At 64.6% G+C, this 18,516-nt stretch carries 15 protein-coding genes; 10 read left to right on the top strand and 5 right to left on the bottom strand.

What is annotated here, in order from left to right; all coding sequences use genetic code 11:
- Positions 1 to 115 precede the first annotated feature (115 nt).
- From FJ941_RS08095 to glcF, 3 genes are all read left to right on the top strand, one after another.
- Complete coding sequence (locus tag FJ941_RS08095) at positions 116 to 1,612, top strand: FAD-linked oxidase C-terminal domain-containing protein (RefSeq protein ID WP_140504584.1); 1,497 nt, start codon at positions 116 to 118, stop codon at positions 1,610 to 1,612.
- A 66-nt stretch (positions 1,613 to 1,678) separates the two neighbouring features.
- Positions 1,679 to 2,881 (top strand): glycolate oxidase subunit GlcE, encoded by a 1,203-nt coding sequence (glcE, locus tag FJ941_RS08090; RefSeq protein WP_140504583.1) that lies wholly within the window; start codon positions 1,679 to 1,681, stop codon positions 2,879 to 2,881.
- A gap of 10 nt (positions 2,882 to 2,891) precedes the next feature.
- Complete coding sequence (gene glcF / locus FJ941_RS08085) at positions 2,892 to 4,217, top strand: glycolate oxidase subunit GlcF (protein ID WP_140504581.1); 1,326 nt, start codon at positions 2,892 to 2,894, stop codon at positions 4,215 to 4,217.
- A gap of 12 nt (positions 4,218 to 4,229) precedes the next feature.
- On the opposite strand, the gene FJ941_RS08080 is transcribed toward glcF, so the two are convergent.
- Positions 4,230 to 5,150 carry a bifunctional 5,10-methylenetetrahydrofolate dehydrogenase/5,10-methenyltetrahydrofolate cyclohydrolase gene (locus FJ941_RS08080; RefSeq protein ID WP_140504580.1) on the bottom strand — a complete coding sequence of 307 codons (921 nt, stop codon included), beginning with the start codon at positions 5,148 to 5,150 and terminating at the stop codon, positions 4,230 to 4,232.
- Positions 5,151 to 5,439: 289 nt separating this feature from the next.
- Complete coding sequence (locus tag FJ941_RS08075; protein ID WP_140504578.1) at positions 5,440 to 6,171, bottom strand: L,D-transpeptidase; 732 nt, start codon at positions 6,169 to 6,171, stop codon at positions 5,440 to 5,442.
- Between the two features lie 212 nt (positions 6,172 to 6,383).
- Here FJ941_RS08075 and FJ941_RS08070 point away from each other — a divergent pair, with 212 nt between their 5' ends.
- Positions 6,384 to 7,022, top strand: a complete 639-nt coding sequence (locus FJ941_RS08070) for a DNA-3-methyladenine glycosylase I (RefSeq protein ID WP_140504576.1) — start codon at positions 6,384 to 6,386, stop codon at positions 7,020 to 7,022.
- An 11-nt stretch (positions 7,023 to 7,033) separates the two neighbouring features.
- Here the strand turns inward: FJ941_RS08070 and FJ941_RS08065 are convergent, their stop codons facing one another.
- The gene (locus FJ941_RS08065; RefSeq protein ID WP_140504574.1) at positions 7,034 to 7,285 is read right to left on the bottom strand and encodes a hypothetical protein; all 252 of its coding nucleotides are present in this window, start codon (positions 7,283 to 7,285) and stop codon (positions 7,034 to 7,036) included.
- A 251-nt stretch (positions 7,286 to 7,536) separates the two neighbouring features.
- Between FJ941_RS08065 and hisS the strand changes: the two genes are divergently transcribed.
- The 4 genes from hisS to FJ941_RS08045 all read left to right on the top strand — a co-directional run bounded on the left by hisS (position 7,537) and on the right by FJ941_RS08045 (position 12,738).
- Positions 7,537 to 9,060, top strand: coding sequence for a histidine--tRNA ligase (hisS, locus tag FJ941_RS08060; RefSeq protein ID WP_140504573.1), 1,524 nt, complete (start codon positions 7,537 to 7,539; stop codon positions 9,058 to 9,060).
- A complete protein-coding gene (locus tag FJ941_RS08055; protein WP_140504571.1) occupies positions 9,057 to 10,178 on the top strand; it encodes an ATP phosphoribosyltransferase regulatory subunit in 1,122 nt (373 codons plus the stop codon). Before hisS ends, FJ941_RS08055 begins: the two co-directional genes overlap by 4 nt.
- Positions 10,175 to 10,873, top strand: coding sequence for an ATP phosphoribosyltransferase (gene hisG, locus FJ941_RS08050; protein ID WP_140504570.1), 699 nt, complete (start codon positions 10,175 to 10,177; stop codon positions 10,871 to 10,873). Before FJ941_RS08055 ends, hisG begins: the two co-directional genes overlap by 4 nt.
- Before the next feature lie 92 nt (positions 10,874 to 10,965).
- The gene (locus FJ941_RS08045) at positions 10,966 to 12,738 is read left to right on the top strand and encodes an AMP-binding protein (protein ID WP_140504568.1); all 1,773 of its coding nucleotides are present in this window, start codon (positions 10,966 to 10,968) and stop codon (positions 12,736 to 12,738) included.
- Between the two features lie 7 nt (positions 12,739 to 12,745).
- Here the strand turns inward: FJ941_RS08045 and FJ941_RS08040 are convergent, their stop codons facing one another.
- Positions 12,746 to 14,245 carry an alpha/beta hydrolase gene (locus FJ941_RS08040; protein WP_246673740.1) on the bottom strand — a complete coding sequence of 500 codons (1,500 nt, stop codon included), beginning with the start codon at positions 14,243 to 14,245 and terminating at the stop codon, positions 12,746 to 12,748.
- A gap of 255 nt (positions 14,246 to 14,500) precedes the next feature.
- On the opposite strand from FJ941_RS08040, the gene FJ941_RS08035 reads away from it, so the two are divergent.
- A complete protein-coding gene (locus tag FJ941_RS08035; RefSeq protein WP_140504565.1) occupies positions 14,501 to 15,133 on the top strand; it encodes a class I SAM-dependent methyltransferase in 633 nt (210 codons plus the stop codon).
- A 92-nt stretch (positions 15,134 to 15,225) separates the two neighbouring features.
- Here the strand turns inward: FJ941_RS08035 and FJ941_RS08030 are convergent, their stop codons facing one another.
- Positions 15,226 to 16,134 carry a hydrogen peroxide-inducible genes activator gene (locus FJ941_RS08030; RefSeq protein WP_140504564.1) on the bottom strand — a complete coding sequence of 303 codons (909 nt, stop codon included), beginning with the start codon at positions 16,132 to 16,134 and terminating at the stop codon, positions 15,226 to 15,228.
- A 178-nt stretch (positions 16,135 to 16,312) separates the two neighbouring features.
- Between FJ941_RS08030 and katG the strand changes: the two genes are divergently transcribed.
- Complete coding sequence (gene katG / locus FJ941_RS08025; RefSeq protein WP_140504562.1) at positions 16,313 to 18,514, top strand: catalase/peroxidase HPI; 2,202 nt, start codon at positions 16,313 to 16,315, stop codon at positions 18,512 to 18,514.
- Positions 18,515 to 18,516 lie beyond the last annotated feature (2 nt).

The following is an 18,516-nucleotide window of genomic DNA, read 5'->3' as shown; positions in this document are numbered from 1 at the left end:
TTGCCGCTGCGGAAGCTTTGCCCGCGTTCGCCGCCCGGATGCCACCAAAGCAGGGTTTGCAACAAATGCCGCTAGCTGGTAAATCATTTTTACCAGTCGAGTGGAGGAAGCGCCGATGTCCGGCCTTGCCATGCCCAAGCCAGACGCCGGGACGCTGCGCCGGCGCAACGAAATCGTCGCCGACATGCGCATCATCGTGCCGGGCGAGGGCGTGGTCGACGCCGCCAACGAAATGCGAGCCTTCGAAAGCGATGGCCTGACCGCCTACCGGCAAGTGCCACTGGTCGTGGTCCTGCCCGAGACGGTGGCGCAGGTCTCGCGCGTGCTGAAATACTGCAACGACCGCAACATTCGCGTCGTGCCGCGCGGATCCGGAACCTCGCTGTCGGGCGGCGCGCTGCCGTTGGAGGACGCGGTGCTGCTCGTCATGAGCAGGTTCAACCGCATCCTCGAGATCGATTTTCCCAACCGTATCGTCGTCGCCCAGCCCGGCGTCACCAATCTCGGCATCACCATCGCCGTCGAGCAGGACGGGTTTTACTATGCCCCCGATCCATCCTCCCAGATCGCCTGCTCGATCGGCGGCAACGTGGCGGAGAATTCCGGCGGCGTGCACTGCCTGAAATATGGCCTCACCGCCAACAATGTGCTCGGCATCGAGATGGTGCTGATGAATGGCGAGGTGGTGCGGCTCGGCGGCGGCCACCTTGACGCCGAGGGCTATGATCTGCTCGGCGTCATGACCGGTTCGGAAGGTCTGCTCGGCGTCGTCACCGAGGTCACCGTGCGCATCCTGAGGAAGCCGGAGACGGCGCGCGCCCTGCTGATCGGCTTTCCGACCAGCGAGCAGGGCGGCCAGTGCGTCGCCGACATCATCGGCGCCGGCATCATTCCAGGCGGCATGGAAATGATGGACCGGCCGGCGATCCATGCGGCGGAAGATTTTGTCCATGCCGGCTATCCCCTCGATGTCGAGGCGCTGCTGATCGTCGAGCTCGACGGTCCGAGCGTGGAGGTCGATCATCTCATCACCGCGGTCGAGGCGATCGCCATCCGCAACGGCTCGACTACGTGCCGCATCTCGCAGTCCGAGCAGGAGCGGCTGAGTTTTTGGGCCGGCCGCAAGGCGGCCTTCCCCGCCGTTGGCCGCATCTCGCCCGACTATTACTGCATGGACGGCACGATCCCACGCAAGGAGTTGCCGCGCGTGCTGGCCGGCATGCGCGAGCTGTCGGAAAAATACGGTCTCGGCGTCGCCAATGTCTTTCACGCCGGCGACGGCAATCTGCATCCGCTGATCCTTTACGATGCCAATGTGCCGGGCGAACTCGACAAGGCGGAAAGCTTCGGCGCCGACATTTTGCGGCTTTGCGTCAAGGTCGGTGGCGTGCTCACCGGGGAACATGGCGTCGGGGTCGAGAAGCGCGACCTGATGCCGGAAATGTTCAACCAGGTCGACCTCGATCAGCAAATGCGCGTCAAATGCGCTTTCGACCCCAACCATTTGCTCAATCCCGGAAAGGTGTTCCCGCAACTGCGTCGCTGTGCTGAACTCGGCCGCATGCACGTGCACCGCGGCCAGATGGCATTTCCCGACATTCCGAGGTTTTGAGATGATGGGGCCGCAGAACTCGGGTTCCTCGCCCCCGCAAAGCGGGGGGAGGAATCAGGTGCGAATATGACCTTCACCCCCACCACCTCAGATGAAGTCCTCTCCACCGTTGCCTGGGCGGCGGCAGAGGAAATATCGCTCGAAATCCTTGGCCGCGGCTCCAAGCGCGGCATCGGTCGTCCGTTGCAGACCGAGCACACGCTCGACCTGTCGAAACTCTCGGGCGTGATCCTCTATGAGCCCGCCGAACTGGTGCTGTCGGCCAAATCAGGCACGCCGCTGGCCGAGATCGAAAAGCTGCTGGCTGAAAAGGGCCAGCAGCTTGCCTTCGAGCCGATGGACTACGGCCTGTTGCTCGGTGGCGAGCCGGGCAAAGGCACCATTGGCGGCGTGCTCGGCGCCAACCTGTCCGGTCCCCGCCGGCTGAAGGCGGGCGCCGCGCGCGACCATATCCTGGGCATCAATGTCGTTTCCGGCCGGGGCGAAGCCTTCAAGTCGGGCGGCCGCGTGGTCAAGAACGTCACCGGCTACGATCTGTCGAAGCTGATGGCCAACAGCTGGGGTACGCTGGCCGTCTTCACCGACGTCACCTTCAAGGTGCTGCCAGCGGCCGAGACCGAAGTCACGCTCGCCGTTCGTGGCCTGCTCGATGATGCCGCCTGCACCGCCATGGCCTTGGCGCTTGGTTCCAGCGCCGAAGTGTCGAGTGCCGCCCACCTGCCGGAGCGCATCGCCGCGCGTGTTGCCGGCGGCACGCTCGGCAGTGATGCCGCCACGCTGCTGCGCGTCGAGGGCTTTGGTCCTTCCGTCGCCTATCGTATCGCCGCGCTGAGGACACTGCTCGGCAAGGCCGGGCCGCTGGAGGAGATTGCCAGTGAGACCTCCAAGGCAATCTGGCGCGATATGAGGGATTGCCGGCCCTTCGTCGATGGCAGCGAGAAGCCGGTCTGGCGGGTCTCGATGATGCCCGCCCAGGGGCATCAGATGGTTCTGACGCTGCGCATGCAGGCCGCCGTCAGCGCCTTCTACGACTGGCAGGGCGGGCTGGTGTGGCTGCGCATGGAGGAGGGCGATCCCGAAGCCGCTCTGCTGCGCGGGCTTCTGAGGAAACATGGCGGCGGCCATGCGACGCTGGTGCGCGCTACCCCTTCCCATCGGGCGGCTCTGCCGGTGTTCGAGCCGCAGGCGCCGGCATTGGCGGCGCTCAGCCAGCGGCTGAAGCAGGAATTCGACCCGAAGAACATCCTCAATCCCGGCCGCATGGCCTAGGACATCAGAGATGCAGACCAATTTTTCGCCCGCCCAGCTTGCCGATCCGCATGTCGCGGAGTCCGAAAAGGTCCTGCGCAAATGCGTGCATTGTGGCTTCTGCACCGCCACCTGCCCGACCTATGTGACGCTTGGCAACGAACTCGATTCGCCGCGCGGGCGCATCTATCTGATCAAGGACATGCTGGAGAACGGCCGTCCCGCCGACAAGGAGATCGTCACCCATATCGACCGCTGCCTGTCCTGCCTCGCCTGCATGACCACCTGCCCGTCGGGCGTCAACTACATGCACCTGGTCGACCATGCCCGCGCTCATATCCAGGAAACTTACACGCGGCCGCTGCTCGACCGGCTGACCCGCGCCATGCTGGCCTTCGTGCTGCCTTATCCCCAACGCTTCCGCGCCGCGCTCAAGCTGGCCAGGCTGGGCAAGCCTTTCATCGATCTGTTCGAAAAAATTCCGGCGCTGAAGCCTCTCGGCGCGATGCTCAAGCTCGCACCGGCGTCGATCCCGGCGGCCTCGCCGATGGCCTTGCCGGGCGTCCATGCTGGGCAGGGGACGAAAAAGGGCCGGGTCGCCATCCTTACCGGATGCGCGCAGTCGGTGCTTGATCCCGGCATCAACGACACCACCATCTCGTTGCTGACCCGGCTCGGCGTCGAGGTCGTGGTGCCGCCGGGCGAGGGCTGCTGCGGCGCACTGGTTCATCACATGGGGCGGGAAGAAGCCGCCCTTGCTTCGGCCAGGCAGAATGTCGATGCCTGGACGCGCGCCATCGAGCAAGGCGGGCTCGACGCCATCATCATCACCGCGTCGGGCTGCGGCACGACGATCAAGGATTACGGCTTCATGCTGCGGCTCGATCCGGCCTATGCCGACAAGGCCGCGCGCGTGTCGGGGCTGGCCAAGGATATCACCGAGTATCTGTCCGCCATCGATCTGCCTGAACCGGTGCGCAAGCCGGGCACGGTCGTTGCCTATCACTCAGCCTGCTCCATGCAGCACGGCCAGAAGATCATCCGCCAGCCGAAGGAACTGCTCGCCAAGACCGGCTTCGTCGTGCGCGAGCCGCGCGAGGGGCACCTCTGTTGCGGCTCGGCCGGCACCTACAACATCCTGCAATCCGAGATTTCGGCCAGGCTGCGCGATCGCAAAGTGAAAAATATCGAGGCGACGGGCGCCTCGATCGTCGCCACCGGCAATATCGGCTGCATCACGCAGATCGCATCCACCGCCAGGATGCCTGTGGTGCATACGATCAAGCTGCTCGACTGGGCTTATGGCGGGCCGAAGCCGGAAGGCGTTCTGGAAGAAAGCTTGGTGGCGGCGGAGTAGGTAGGCCCACCGCTACTCGGCCGCGAGCCTGCCCGCCGTGCCGTAGGTAGCTTCATAAAGCGCGCGCTGGCGGCTGAGCGCCACCATCGTGTTGCGCAGCAGGATCGCCACCGTGATCGGGCCGACGCCGCCTGGCACAGGTGTGATCCAGGAGGCAACCTCGCGTACGCTTTCGGTGTCGACGTCGCCGACAATGCGGCTCGTGCCATCAGGCCCAATTTCGGAATTGATGCCGATATCGATGACGGCCGCCCCTGGTTTCACCATGTCGGCCTTGATCAGCCTGGGCTTGCCAACGGCGACGAACAGCGCGTCGGCGCGCCGCGCATGGGCGGCAACCGAGCGCGTCATGTGATGGCAGACCGTCACGGTCGCGCCTTCGCTCATTAGAAGGAAAGCGATCGGCTTGCCGACGATTTCCGAATGGCCGACGATGACCACTTCAAGCCCCTTGAGATCAAGGCCGGTTTCCTTGAGCAGTTCGACCGAGGCCGCCGCGGTGCAGGGCGCGAGGTCGAGCTGGTTGTAGACGATGTTGCCGATCGAGGCCGGGTGCATGCCCTCGACGTCCTTCAGCGGATGCACGGCCGCCTGCAGCGTCTTGATCGGGATATGCGCGGGAACCGGCCGCTGGATGATGATGCCGGTGACGCGCGGATCGGCATTCAGGCCGTGGATGGCTGCTTCGAGTTCACCTGCGGTGATGGTGGCGGGAAAACGCCGCTCCTCGAAATCGATGCCGGCGAGCTGTGCCTTCGCACGCTGGTTGCGCACATAGACATCGACCGCGTCGGTATCGCCGACGGTGATCGAGATCAGCTTGGGCGGGAAACCCTCAGCCTTGGCAATGGCCGCGTCCTCGCGCACGGCGGCGATGATGCGCTGGGCAACCGGCCCGCCCTTGAGATAGCGGCTGTCGTCGGACGGGGACATAGTTCGAACCTTTGGTGGGGAAATTGTGCACTGCAATAGCAGAGCATGGTCCGGAAATCAGCCCCGAAAACGAAACACCGTGCTTTCGGGGCGACCTGTCGCACCGTGAAACGAAAAGGGCAGCCCGGTTACCCGTGCTGCCCTCTCGCGACTGGCCGTATCCCCACACGGCCCGTCCCCCGTTAACTCGCTGCCAGTCTAAGCACGTCTTCCAAAAGTGCGCTATGACTTGAGGGCAACAGTGCGTCAAAAACTACTCAACACTGCTTAACCGGCTGATTCGCTATCATTATATCACTTCGACCGTCGTTCCGACATTGACCCGTTCATAGAGGTCGACGACATCCTCGTTGCGCATGCGGATGCAGCCCGACGACACCGCGCCGCCGATCGTCCAGGGCTGGTTGGTGCCGTGGATGCGGTACTCGGTGGTGCCGAGATAAAGCGCGCGCGCGCCGAGCGGGTTTTCCATGCCGCCGGCCAGATAGGTCGGCAGGTAGCGGCCCTTGGCCGCCTCGCGCTTGATCATCTCCGCCGGCGGACGCCAGTCCGGCCAGACGCGTTTGTTGGTGATCTTGTGCGTGCCCGACCATTCGAAGCCGGGCTTGCCGGTGCCGACGCCGTAACGCCGCGCCTTGCCGTTCTTCTCGACCAGATAGAGGAAATTCTGCGTGGTATCGATGACGATGGTGCCCGGCTTCTGGGCGCCTTCATAGGCGACTTCCTGCGGCAGGTAGACCGGATTGATCTGCGGGCGCATGACCATGCGTTTGGCCGGGGCCTGCACGGCGGCCGTCTGCACGCGGTCGGGCTGCGCGGTGCGCTGGCGCGGCTGCGCGGCCTGTCGGTTCTGCCGAGCGATACCCGGCGCATGGCCGAGTTGCAGCACCCAGGGCGCGGAAAGGTCGGGGCTCACCATCACCGGCGGTCTGTCGGCATAGCGGTCGCCGGCGGTTGAGGGTGTGACGCCGGCGGCAAACACAGCCACGGCGCCGAGCAAGGGAAACAGAACTCTCTTCATCGGGAACGCACCTTGATCGTCTAATACACCGGGCGAGAACGCTCCCGGCTTGCGCGATCATTGGCGGCGAGCAGCAACCGAAACATGAATCGGAATGCGTAAAATGCGGTTCTGTCAGTAAACCCTTTGGTGTGGTTACCGTCGGGTTCAGGAATCTGGTAAAGCCACGGTAAAGACAGCGCGGAAGCGTGTTAACGGATGGAATTTTCAGGATGAGCAATGAAAAAACCGGCCTGCTTGCCGGTCCTGACGGTGTCGCGCGCTGCTTCTGGCATGGCAATCTGCCCGACTATCTGCATTACCATGACCATGAATGGGGCCGGCCGGTGGCCGACGACCGCAGGCTGTTCGAGAAGATCTGCCTGGAAGGGTTCCAGTCGGGCCTGTCGTGGCTGACCATTCTGCGCAAGCGGGAGAATTTTCGCGAGGCCTTCGCTGGCTTCGACTTCGACAAGGTCGCCACCTTCACCGAACGGGACGTCGAGCGCCTGCTCGGCAATGCCGGCATCATCCGCCATCGCGGCAAGATCGTCTCGACCATCAACAATGCCAAACGCGCCCGCGAAATGGTCGACGAGTTCGGCTCCCTGGCCGCCTGGTTTTGGAAGTTCGAACCCGGCAGGGAGGAACGGCCGCAAACCGTCGACCTCGCCCATCTGCGCGCCAACCCGACCACCGCGGTCTCCGTGCGGATATCGAAGGACCTGAAGAAGCGCGGCTGGACCTTCGTGGGCCCGACCACGGTCTACGCCTTCATGCAGGCCATGGGCATGGTCAACGATCATCTCGAGGGGTGTGTGTGCCGCAAGGAGGTCGAGAAGGAACGGAAGGCTTTCAAACGGCCGAAATAGCTACGGGCAGTTCAGGTGCCGTTGGCACCGGCCAGGAACAGCCCGGCGACGATCGCCGCCACGGCAGCCACTGTCGGATAGATCACCAGCAGGCCGGTCAGCAAGGCGTCGCGCAGGGAAGGATCCTTGCCGGTGTCGGCCGGTACATCGAACGGTCCGGCCGCCTGGCCAATCATTTTCGGTGCATGGATGCCCGCCGGGCGCAGACGTGCCGGCAATTCACCGGCTTCGCCGTTGGCATGGAATGTCGTTGCGCTGGTCATGTCCCGAACCCCTTCGTGTCGGTATGCTATGTCGGCCGCGATTGTGTCGGCACGATGCCGGGCTGATGGCGGGATTGTTTCCATTTCGGTGCGTGCTTGTTTCGGCGAACGCCCGCGCGTGCCCCTCGCACGCCTGGATACCGTGCCCGCCGCCGGCCTTGCCGCATAGGGCCTCTTCGGTTAGGACACGCCCGTTGCGAAAATCGCAACGCTGTTAAGCTTTCAGCAACACGAAATACCGGGCGAATCCCATGGCCGACAAATCGGAAAAGACGAAAGCGCGGCTGCCACGCGGTTTTGCCGACCGCAGCGCCGAAGACATTCGCGCCGTCGAGAAGATGATGGCGACGATCCGCTCGGTCTATGAGCTTTATGGCTTCGAGCCGGCCGACCAGCCGCTGATCGAATACACCGATGCGCTGGGAAAATTCCTGCCCGACCAGGATCGGCCGAACGAAGGTGTTTTCTCGTTCCAGGACGATGACGACCAGTGGCTGTCGCTGCGCTACGACCTGACCGCGCCGACGGCGCGCTTCGTCGCCGAGAACTTCGAACGCCTGCCGAAACCCTATCGCAGCTACCGTTCCGGCTGGGTGTTTCGCAACGAAAAGCCCGGTCCCGGCCGCTTCCGCCAGTTCATGCAGTTCGACGCCGATACGATCGGCACGCCGGGCGTGGCGGCGGACGCGGAGATGGCGATGATGATGGCCGACGTCATGGAAGCGCTCGGTATCAAGCGCGGCGACTACGTCATTCGCGTCAACAACCGCAAGGTGCTGGACGGCGTGCTGGAGGCGATCGGACTTGGCGGTGACGAGAATGTCGGGCGCAGGCTGACGGTGCTGCGTGCCATCGACAAGCTGGACAAGCTCGGTCCGGAAGGGGTCCGGCTTCTGCTTGGGCCGGGGCGCTGGGACGGTGGCAAGGAAGGCGAGGGCGACTTCGCCAAGGGCGCCGGGCTGAATGACACGCAAGCCGAGGCCGTTCTTCTGGCGACCACGCGCAATACGCAGGCTGGCCAGGATGCCAGCGTCAGCGGGAACGCGGTCTACCAGGAGGGCGTTGGCGAACTCGCGACGATCGAAGCCCTGGTCAGGGCCGCCGGATATGCCGAGGACCGCATTGCCATGGATCGTTCTGTCGTCCGCGGCCTGGAATATTACACCGGCCCGGTCTTCGAGGCCGAGCTTCTAGCCGAAATCCCCAATGAGGACGGACAGATCGTGCGCTTCGGTTCGGTCGGCGGCGGCGGCCGCTATGACGGCCTGGTCTCGCGCTTCCGTGGCGAGCCGGTGCCGGCGACCGGTTTTTCGATCGGGGTCTCCCGGCTGATGACGGCGCTGAAAAATCTCGGCAAGCTCGACAGCACCGATGTGATTGCGCCGGTTGTCGTGCTGGTCATGGACAAGGACACGGAAAGTCTCGGCCGCTACCAGAAGATGGTCTCGCAATTGCGCGCCGCCGGCATCCGCTCCGAAATGTATCTCGGCGGCGCCGGCATGAAGGCGCAGCTCAAATATGCCGACCGGCGCGGTTGTCCCATCGCCGTCATCCAGGGCGGCGACGAGCGCGCCAAAGGCGAATTGCAGATCAAGGACCTGATCGAAGGCGCCCGCATGTCGGCGGAGATCACGGATAACGCCGAATGGCGCGCCGCGCGCCCGGCGCAGGTGACGGTGGCGGAAGGCGAACTGGTCGCCGAGGTGAAGAAAATTTTGGCGGCGCAGGCTGCCGATCGTGTGAAGGGTGGCGCGTCGCGCCCATCCTGTCCATGACCTCCCGCTACCCCGCCATATCAGCCGACATCACCACACTCTTCGCTGCGCGCAACACACATGCCGTCGAAGTCGCGGTGCTGCAGCCGGCCGATCCGTTCCTCGACATGGCCGGCGAGGATCTGCGCCGGCGCATTTTCCTCACCGAAAGCGAGACCGGGCAGACGCTCTGCCTGCGGCCCGAATTCACCATTCCCGTCTGCCTCGACCACATAGCCAGCCAGGCCGGCACGCCGCGCCGCTATTCCTATCTCGGCGAAGTGTTTCGCCAGCGCCGCGAGGGCGGCAATGAGTTCTTCCAGGCCGGCATCGAGGATCTCGGCGACCGCGACACGGCCGAAGCCGATGCCCGCTCGGTGGCCGACGCGCATGCGTTGCTGTCGCTGGTGCTGCCCGGCCAGTCGCTGGCGATCACGCTCGGTGACCAGGGCATGTTCGAGGCGGTGCTGGCGGCCCTTGGCCTGCCGCGCGGCTGGCGCATGCGGCTGGCCCGCGCCTTCGGCTCGGCGCCGATGCTGGAGGCCGCACTCGCCGATCTCGCCAACCCGCCGCGCAACGGCCAGCTCTCCGGTCCAGTCGCGGCGCTTGTTCTCGACGGCGATCTGGACGGTCTTTCCCAGCACATTGCCGGCGGCATGGAAGAGGCTGGCCTGTCGGCATCCGCCGGGCGCGCGCCGTCGGATATCGCGCGGCGGCTGATCGAGAAAGCCGAGTTGCGCAGCGTGCGGCTGTCGAACGAGGCCTTCGCTGCCCTGAAGAATTTTCTGGCGATCGACGTGCCGCTCGATGGCGCAGCCCAGGCATTGGAAACCTTCGCCGCCGGCGCCGGACTTTCGCTGGGCGCCGCGCTGGAAAAATTCTCGGCCCGTGCCAAGGCGATCGAGGCGCATGGCTTGCCCTCGGGAAAAATCCGCTACGACGCCGCTTTCGGCCGTCCGCTCGATTATTACACGGGTGTGGTCTTCGAAATCGCAGTCGCCAATGGCGAGCGTCCCCTCGCCGGTGGCGGGCGCTATGACAGGTTGCTGACGCTGCTCGGCGCCAAGACCGCGATCCCTGGTGTCGGCTTCTCGGTGTGGCTCGACCGCATCGAGGCGTTGCGGGGGGCGGCATCATGATCACACTGGCGATCCCGTCGAAGGGCAGGCTCAAGGAGCAGGCCCTGGAGGTGCTGGCCAAGGCTGGCCTCGCCGTCAGCCTGCCTGGCGACGAGCGCAAATATTACGCCCGCGTCGAGGGCCTGGACAATGTCGAAGTGGTTTTCCTGTCGGCCTCCGAAATATCGGGCGAAATAGGCCAGGGCGCGGTCGATCTCGGTATTACCGGTGAGGACCTTGTGCGGGAAAATCTCGCCGACTGGGAAGCGCGGGCAGAGATCGTCGCCCGCCTCGGCTTCGGCCATGCCGATGTCGTGGTCGCGGTGCCTGAGATCTGGCTCGATGTCGATACCATGGCCGATCTCGACGACGTTGCAGCCGATTTCCGCCAGCGTCATGGCCGGCGGCTCAGGATCGCCACCAAATACTGGCGGCTGACGCAGCAGTTCTTTTCGCTCAAACACGGTATCCAGGTCTATCGCATCGTCGAGAGCCTCGGCGCCACCGAGGGCGCGCCGGCGGCCGGCCTTGCCGACGTCATCGTCGACATCACCAGCACGGGCTCGACGCTGCGCGCCAACCATCTCAAGGTGCTGGGCGATGGCGTCGTGCTGAAGTCGCAGGCCTGCCTTGTGGCCTCGAGGAAGACACGTGCCGCGGTCGACGAAGCCGTCTTGCGCGACATCGTCGCGAAAATGGCGGCAGCGATCGCATAGCGATCCTTCAGGAAGGGGGCTCCAGTACCATCGACGGGATTTCCAGCATCCCGGCAGGCTGATAGGTTCGGCCAGTCTTGGAGGAGACAGCGATGCCGGTCAATCTCGACGAGCTGAAGAACGCCACCAATCTGCGCGGCCGAGGCGCGCGTGCTGGCGGCGTCTTTATCGCGCCCGTGGATGGCAGGGCGCATGTCTCGGGCGATCGCGGCGTGCCGCTGCTCGACAAGACCATTCCAGCACTTTTCTCCGACACCGTCAGCAAACACGGCACGCTCGATGCCGCCGTCTTTGTCGGCCAGGACAAGCGCTTCACCTGGAGCGAACTGTCGGACACGGTGGATGCGCTGGCCGCCGGCTTCCTGGCACTTGGTCTCCAGAAGGGCGACCGGGTCGGCATCTGGTCACCCAACCGGTGGGAATGGCTGGTGACGCAGTTCGCCACCGCCCGCATCGGCCTGATCCTGGTCAACATCAATCCCGCCTACCGGCTGACCGAACTGGAATATGCGCTCAACAAGGTCGGCTGCAAGGCGTTGGTGACGGCGGCCAACTTCAAGACGTCGGACTATCTCGGCATGATCGAGACGCTGGCGCCGGAGATCGCCACGGCAACACCGGGCAAACTGAAGGCCAGCAAGTTGCCGGCGCTCAGGATCGTCATCCGCATGGGCGAGGAGAACTCGCCAGGCATGTTCAATTTCGGCGATGTGCTGGCCATGGCTGGGCGCGACGAGCATGACAGTCTTGACCGCATTTCCGAGGGATTGAAGCCGGGCGATGCGATCAACATCCAGTTCACCTCGGGCACGACAGGGGCACCCAAGGGCGCGACGCTCACCCATCTGAACATCGTCAACAACGGCAATTTCGTCACCTCGGCCATCAAGCTCACCGTCGAAGACCGGCTCTGCATCCCTGTGCCGCTCTATCATTGCTTCGGCATGTCGATGGGCACGATGGGTTGCGTGTCGAAGGGCGCGACCATGGTTTTCCCGTGCGAAGGCTTCGATCCCGGACTGACGTTGAAAGCCGTGTCGCAGGAACGCTGCACCGGCCTCTATGGCGTGCCGACCATGTTCGTCGGCATGCTCGACCATCCGGACTTTTCATCCTTCGATCTGTCCAGCCTGCGCACCGGCATCATGGCCGGTTCGCCATGCCCGATCGAGGTGATGAAGAAGGTGGTGTCGCTGATGCATATGGCGCAAGTGACCATCGCCTACGGCATGACCGAGACCAGTCCGGTCTCGTTCCAGAGCAGCGTTGACGATCCCCTGGAAAAGCGCGTCTCGACGGTCGGGCGCATCCATCCGCATGTCGAGGTCAAGGCCATCGACGCCGATGGCGCCACGATTGCGGTCGGCGCGCCGGGCGAGCTTTGCACGCGCGGCTATTCAGTGATGAAGGGATATTGGGACGACGACGAAAAGACCCGCGAGGCGATCGATAGCGATGGCTGGATGCACACCGGCGACCTCGCCACCATCGACGCCGAGGGCTATTGCAACATTGTCGGCCGCGTCAAGGACATGGTCATCCGTGGCGGCGAGAACGTCTATCCCAGAGAGGTCGAGGAATTCCTCTACCGCCATCCCAAAGTGCGGGAAGTCCAGGTCTTCGGCATTCCCGACGCCAAATATGGCGAGGAGTTGTGCGCCTGGATCGTGCTCAAGCCCGGCCAGGTCGCCACCGAACAGGAGATCAAGGCATTCTGCGCCGGCCAGATCGCCCACTACAAGGTGCCGCGCCACATCCGCTTCCGCACCGAATTGCCGATGACGGTGACCGGCAAGCCGCAGAAATTCCTGATGCGTCAGGCGATGGTGGAAGAGCTGGGACTGGTGACGCAAAAGACGGCGTGAGGCCGGATCAGCCGCGTCGCACCAGCGCGCTGACGCTGTCGAGCAGCATCTGCTGGTCGCCGACCCAGAACCAGTGGTCGTCGCCGTCGACCTCGATGAACCGCGCGCCGGGAATCCTGGCCGCGAGGAACCGCCCGGCCTCGATGCGCACGGCGCGGTCGCCGGAACGGTGGAGGACCATCGTCGGGGCGGAGACTTTTGCCAGGAGGTGACGGACATCGGCGTCCCGTAATGCCTCGAGCAGGCCCGCGACCGCGCCCGGGCTGGAGGCCGCCCTGAGCAATCCGGCCCACCAAGTCCTTGCCTGACGGTCGCCAGCGAGGCTTGGGGCGAAGGTTTCGATTTCCGCCGGGCCACCCCAGCCCGCGAGCAGGCGTTGCTTCCAAAGATCATACTGCGCGACGGTCAAGGCGTAGGGATAGTCAGGCGCGCGGCTGCCTTTCGCAAGCGAGCCCCACAGGACAAGGCCTGTCAGCCGATCGGGATGCTCGACCGCAAAACGGATACAGCCCGGCCCACCCTCCGACGCGCCGACGAGCAAAGCCCGGCGGCTGCCGGCCGCATTCATGACCGCCAGAATATCCTGCGCCGTCGCCTCAACTGTGGGACGGGCACCCACGCGGTCGGAAAGCCCCATGCCGCGCCGGTCGAAGAGGATCAGGCGACCCAGGCGCGAAATCGCGGTCAGCCAGGCGCGGCAGCCCGGGTCTTCCCAGATACGCTCGACATGCGAAATAAAGCCGGGAACGAGCACGATGTCCGTCGGGCCGCTACCGACGATCTGGTACGCGATGTGGATGCCGTCGACCGCGACATAGCGCGTTCTGGGCACGTCCAAGGTGGTGTCCTGAGTTGGCTCGCGCAGCATGGCCAGCGTGGCGGGGTTCGGCGCTACGCCGAGTTCGTCCCGCAACAGCCGGATGCACGTCTCGATCTGACGCTCCGCCGCCGCCCTGTCGCCTGCCGCCAGGTAGGCACGGATCAAGTGGCGGTGCGCGCTTTCGCTCAGGGGGTCGAGTGCCGCCAGCCGCGTCGCATGAACGATCGCGCCGCGCGGCTCGCCGCCGGCGATCTTGGCTTCGACGAGCCGCTCCAGCGTTTGCACCAAGCGGCCGCGCAAGGTCTCCCGCCGGAAGAAGACCCATTCTTCGAATTCCGGACAGTCCGGCAGCGAGAAGCCGGCGAGATAGTCGACTTTGTAGATATCGGCTGCGGCGTCGAGAGAGCCGGAATTGCAGGCATGCTCGAAAACCCTGGTGTCGATCTCGGCGGACAATGCTGGGTGCAGGCTGAGGGAGCCGCCTGTGGCGGCGATGATCTCACTGCCGAACGCGATGCGGATTTTATAGAGTGTCCGCCGAAGGCGGGCGCGTGCGGCCTGATCGTCGGTCTCGGGCCACAAAAGCGTGGCGGCGACCTCGCGCGCCACCGGCCCGCTGGCCTCGGCGATATAGATGAGGAGGGCTGCCGCCTTGCGCAGGGCGAGTTCCACCCGCCGGCCCTTCAAGCGGAACTCCGGAAAACCCAGAAATCGGAATTCCAATCGCTCCATCGATCCGACCACCGCCATCCAGGGACGTTGAGGGGACGCCGGCCTTCTATCCATCCCCACGACGTCGGGCCGGTCGGGCCTGATCATGAGACTCCCTTGGGGCGAGAAATGTCACTGGTCAATACTCCCATCCACCATTGCACATCAGGGCCCGTTGCCGGCGGAGGCATCCCTTCCGGTGCCGCCAGCACCCGGCTAGGAGGCTGAAGCATGTGCCAATCCTGTCTCTCCTGGTACGCGCGTTGCATTGCTCCCTACCTCGTCCACGCCGGCTGTTCGGCCAGCGCCTTCGCGCATATGCGAAGGCGCTTGATCCCGCGGGCGGGGGGCGTTGTGGTCGAGGTCGGTTTCGGGTCCGGCCTGAACCTTCCCTATTACGACGCCGGCAGGGTGAAACGGGTGGTCGGCGTCGATCCCGACGGCACGATGCTGGGCCTGGCCGAACCGAAGACCCGTTCCTTGCCATTCGATGTCGACTGCATCAGGGCCAGCGGTGAAAGACTGCCCTTGACCGACAGCTTCGCCGACACGGTTGTCGTCACCTATGCCTTCTGCACCATTCCGGACCCTGAGGTGGCGCTGACCGAGATCCGGCGCATCCTGAGGCCCACGGGCCGGTTGATCTTCATCGAGCACGGCCAGGCCGAAGGGCCGCGTTGCCGCCGGTGGCAGGAGCATCTGAACCGGCTGTGGGGCCGGCTCGCCGGCGGCTGCCATCTCAACCGCGACCCATTGCAGCTGATCCGGGCGGCGGGCTTCCATATCGTCGAAGCGGAGCGTGATCGGTTTCGGCTACCCTTCTGGCAGTTGGGAAGTCACCATGCCGGCATCGCGATACCCTGACAGGTTGACGTCGTCGGTTCCGCATCTCCGATGGCCTGCGCCGAGCCCGGCTCTCGCACGCGCGAACGGTCCGGCGCGGGGTTGTTCGCTTCTCACGCCACCAGCATCACCGCACCGAGGCCCCGGATGATCTTCGCCAGTTCGACGCATTCGCCGTGCCGCGCATTGTTGCGCCGCCAGGCTAGGCAGATCATGCGCTGCGGCATCGGTTCCTGGAACGGCACGATCTTGAGATCGGGGATAGTGCCGGCAGGGCCCGCCGCCATTTCGGGGATGAGAGTGACGCCGAGCCCGTGCGCCACCATCTGCAAAAGCGTGGTCAGGCTGGTCGCGCCATAGCTTGCCATTGCCACCGGCCGCACATTGCCGCAGACGGCCAGCGCCTGTTCGCGCAGGCAATGGCCTTCTTCCAGCAGCATCAGTCTTTCCAGCGCCGGGCTCTCAGGCGGAACCGGCGGCGAGGCAAAGGCCGGATCGCCTGATGGCACGGCCAGGAAGAACCGGTCGGGAAACAGCGCTTCGGTGATCAGCCCGGGATGGTCGAGCGGAAGCGCGGCGATGAAGGCATCGAGTTTTCGCGATGCGGTGTCCTCGACCAGGGAGGTGGTGACCGCCTCGCGCAGTTCGAGCAGCAGAGCCGGGAAATGCTTCTTCAGTTCGGGCAAGGCGCGCGGCAGAAGATAGGGCGCTACGGTCGGGATGATGCCCAACCGGAAGCGTCCCTCCATGGCGGTGCGGCCGCGCCGGGCCGTCGTTTCCACGTCACGTATGTCAGCCAGGATGCGCTCGATGCGAGGCAACAGGGCGACCGCTTCGTCCGTCATGCGCACCGACTTGCCGCCGCGTTCGAACAGCCGGCAGTTCAGCCGTTGCTCCATTTCCGCGATCTGGGAGGACAGCGCCGGCTGGCTGACACCTGCAAGTTTCGCCGCACGCCCGAAATGCAGCGTCTGCGCCAGCGCATCGAAATAATGCATCTGGCGAACTGTCAATCCGATCATGCAGTCCAGCCTATCATAAGAAAATCCTATCGAAATAAACAGGAAAGGCAATTTGTTTTTATCGTCAGTGTGGCCTAGTCTGGGTGGTTCCAGATTGGCGCGGGCCGCTGGCTGCCCCCAAAATCTCGGCAAAAATCAACCTCGGCAAAATCAAACCTCGGCAAAATTGGAGTGAGAGATGGACGCGAAAACCGACGACAACAGCGCGGGCAAATGCCCTGTTGCGCATGGATCCGCCAGCCGGACCAACCGTGACTGGTGGCCGAACCAGCTTGACCTCGGCGTTCTCCACCAGCAGTCGAACCTGTCGGACCCGATGGGCGAGGACTTCGATTATGCCAAGGAATTCGCGAGTCTCGACCTCGATGCGGTGGTCAAGGACCTGCATAAGGTCATGACGGATTCGCAGGACTGGTGGCCGGCCGACTTCGGCCATTATGGGCCGCTCTTCATCCGCATGGCCTGGCACAGCGCCGGCACCTATCGCATCGGCGACGGTCGCGGCGGGGCCGGAGCGGGCCAGCAGCGTTTTGCGCCGCTGAACAGCTGGCCTGACAACGCCAATCTTGACAAGGCGCGCCGGCTGCTGTGGCCGGTCAAGCAGAAATACGGCCGCAAGATTTCCTGGGCCGACCTGTTGATCCTCACCGGCAACGTCGCGCTGGAATCGATGGGCTTCAAGACCTTCGGCTTCGCCGGTGGCCGCGCCGACGTTTGGGAGCCGGAGCAGGACGTCGACTGGGGCTCCGAGACCAAATGGCTTGGCGACGAGCGCTATTCGGGCGACCGTGAGCTTCGTGGCCATCTCGGCGCCGTGCAGATGGGCTTGATCTACGTCAACCCGGAAGGCCCGAACGGCAAGCCGGACCCGATCGCCGCCGCGCGCGACATCCGCGAAACCTTCGCTCGCATGGCAATGAACGACGAGGAAACCGTGGCGCTGATCGCCGGCGGCCACACCTTTGGCAAGACCCATGGCGCCGGTGATGCCTCGCTGGTAGGGGCCGAGCCGGAAGGCGCCGGCATAGAGGCGCAGGGCCTCGGCTGGTCGAGCAAGTATGCGTCGGGCATTGCCGGCGATGCCATCACCTCGGGCCTCGAAGTCACCTGGACAACGACGCCTACCAAGTGGAGCAACAACTTCTTCGACAACCTGTTCAACTACGAATGGGAAGTGACGAAGAGCCCGGCAGGCGCCCATCAGTGGACGCCGAAGGGTGGCGCCGGTGCCGGCACGGTGCCCGATGCGCACGACCCTTCAAAGCGTCGCGCGCCGGCCATGCTGACCACCGACCTCGCGCTGCGGGCCGACCCGGCCTACGAGAAGATCTCACGGCGTTTCCACGAACATCCGGATCAGTTCGCCGATGCCTTTGCCCGCGCCTGGTTCAAGCTGACCCACCGCGACATGGGCCCGGTCGTTCGCTATCTCGGCCCGTTGGTGCCGAAGGAAGAGCTGATCTGGCAGGATCCGATCCCGGCGGTCGACCATGAACTGGTCAGCGACCAGGACATCGCATCGCTGAAGGCCAAGATCCTGGCCTCCGGCCTGTCGGTTTCCGAACTGGTCTCGACGGCCTGGGCCTCGGCTTCGACCTTCCGCAACTCCGACAAGCGCGGCGGCGCCAACGGCGCCCGCATCCGGCTGGCACCGCAGAAGGACTGGGACGTCAACCAGCCGGCCGAGCTAGTGAAGGTGCTTGCCAAGCTCGAAGGCATTCAGAAGGAGTTCAACGCTGGCGGCAAGAAGGTCTCGCTTGCCGATCTGATCGTGCTCGGTGGTGTCGCGGCCGTCGAGAAGGCTGCGAAGGATGGCGGCAACGACGTGAAGGTGCCGTTCACGCCCGGCCGCATGGATGCCTCGCAGGAGCAGACGGATGTCCACTCTTTTGCCGCTCTCGAGCCGAAAGTCGACGGCTTCCGCAACTATGTCAGAGGCAAGCAGCCCATATCGGTCGAAGCCATGCTGGTCGACCGGGCGCAGTTGCTGGGCCTGTCGGCGCCGGAGCTGACGGTGCTTGTTGGCGGCCTGCGGGTGCTCGGCGCTAACACCGGCCAGTCAAAGCATGGCGTGTTCACCGACAGGCCGGGTAAGCTGACCAACGACTTCTTCGTCAACCTGCTCAGCATGAGCACGGTGTGGGATCCGGCTGCCGGCTCCGAGCCGGGCGCGGAAGAGATCTACGAGGCGCGCGACCGCAGGACCAAGGCCGTCAAGTGGACCGGCACCCGCGCCGATCTGATCTTCGGCTCGCATGCGCAGCTGCGTGCCTTGGCCGAAGTCTACGGATCGGCGGACGCCGGGCAGAAATTCGCCCGGGATTTCGTCGCGGCATGGACCAAGGTGATGAACGCCGACCGGTTTGATATCGCTGCCTGATC

It is taken from the genome of Mesorhizobium sp. B2-3-13 (genome assembly GCF_006442195.1).
GTDB lineage: Bacteria > Pseudomonadota > Alphaproteobacteria > Rhizobiales > Rhizobiaceae > Mesorhizobium > Mesorhizobium salmacidum.
Note: the sequence above shows the minus strand (reverse complement) of the source record. Positions and strands in the feature narration are given on the sequence as shown.

Bases quoted from the DNA above. Each gene is read 5' to 3' on its own strand.
- FJ941_RS08055 (WP_140504571.1), top strand. From the start codon at position 9,057: ATGACCTCCCGCTACCCCGCCATATCAGCCGACATCACCACACTCTTC.
- FJ941_RS08065 (WP_140504574.1), bottom strand. From the start codon at position 7,285: ATGACCAGCGCAACGACATTCCATGCCAACGGCGAAGCCGGTGAATTG.
- FJ941_RS08080 (WP_140504580.1), bottom strand. From the start codon at position 5,150: ATGTCCCCGTCCGACGACAGCCGCTATCTCAAGGGCGGGCCGGTTGCC.
- hisS (WP_140504573.1), top strand. From the start codon at position 7,537: ATGGCCGACAAATCGGAAAAGACGAAAGCGCGGCTGCCACGCGGTTTT.
- FJ941_RS08070 (WP_140504576.1), top strand. From the start codon at position 6,384: ATGAGCAATGAAAAAACCGGCCTGCTTGCCGGTCCTGACGGTGTCGCG.
- FJ941_RS08030 (WP_140504564.1), bottom strand. From the start codon at position 16,134: ATGATCGGATTGACAGTTCGCCAGATGCATTATTTCGATGCGCTGGCG.
- katG (WP_140504562.1), top strand. From the start codon at position 16,313: ATGGACGCGAAAACCGACGACAACAGCGCGGGCAAATGCCCTGTTGCG.
- glcF (WP_140504581.1), top strand. From the start codon at position 2,892: ATGCAGACCAATTTTTCGCCCGCCCAGCTTGCCGATCCGCATGTCGCG.
- FJ941_RS08095 (WP_140504584.1), top strand. From the start codon at position 116: ATGTCCGGCCTTGCCATGCCCAAGCCAGACGCCGGGACGCTGCGCCGG.
- hisG (WP_140504570.1), top strand. From the start codon at position 10,175: ATGATCACACTGGCGATCCCGTCGAAGGGCAGGCTCAAGGAGCAGGCC.
- FJ941_RS08035 (WP_140504565.1), top strand. From the start codon at position 14,501: ATGTGCCAATCCTGTCTCTCCTGGTACGCGCGTTGCATTGCTCCCTAC.
- FJ941_RS08075 (WP_140504578.1), bottom strand. From the start codon at position 6,171: ATGAAGAGAGTTCTGTTTCCCTTGCTCGGCGCCGTGGCTGTGTTTGCC.
- FJ941_RS08045 (WP_140504568.1), top strand. From the start codon at position 10,966: ATGCCGGTCAATCTCGACGAGCTGAAGAACGCCACCAATCTGCGCGGC.
- glcE (WP_140504583.1), top strand. From the start codon at position 1,679: ATGACCTTCACCCCCACCACCTCAGATGAAGTCCTCTCCACCGTTGCC.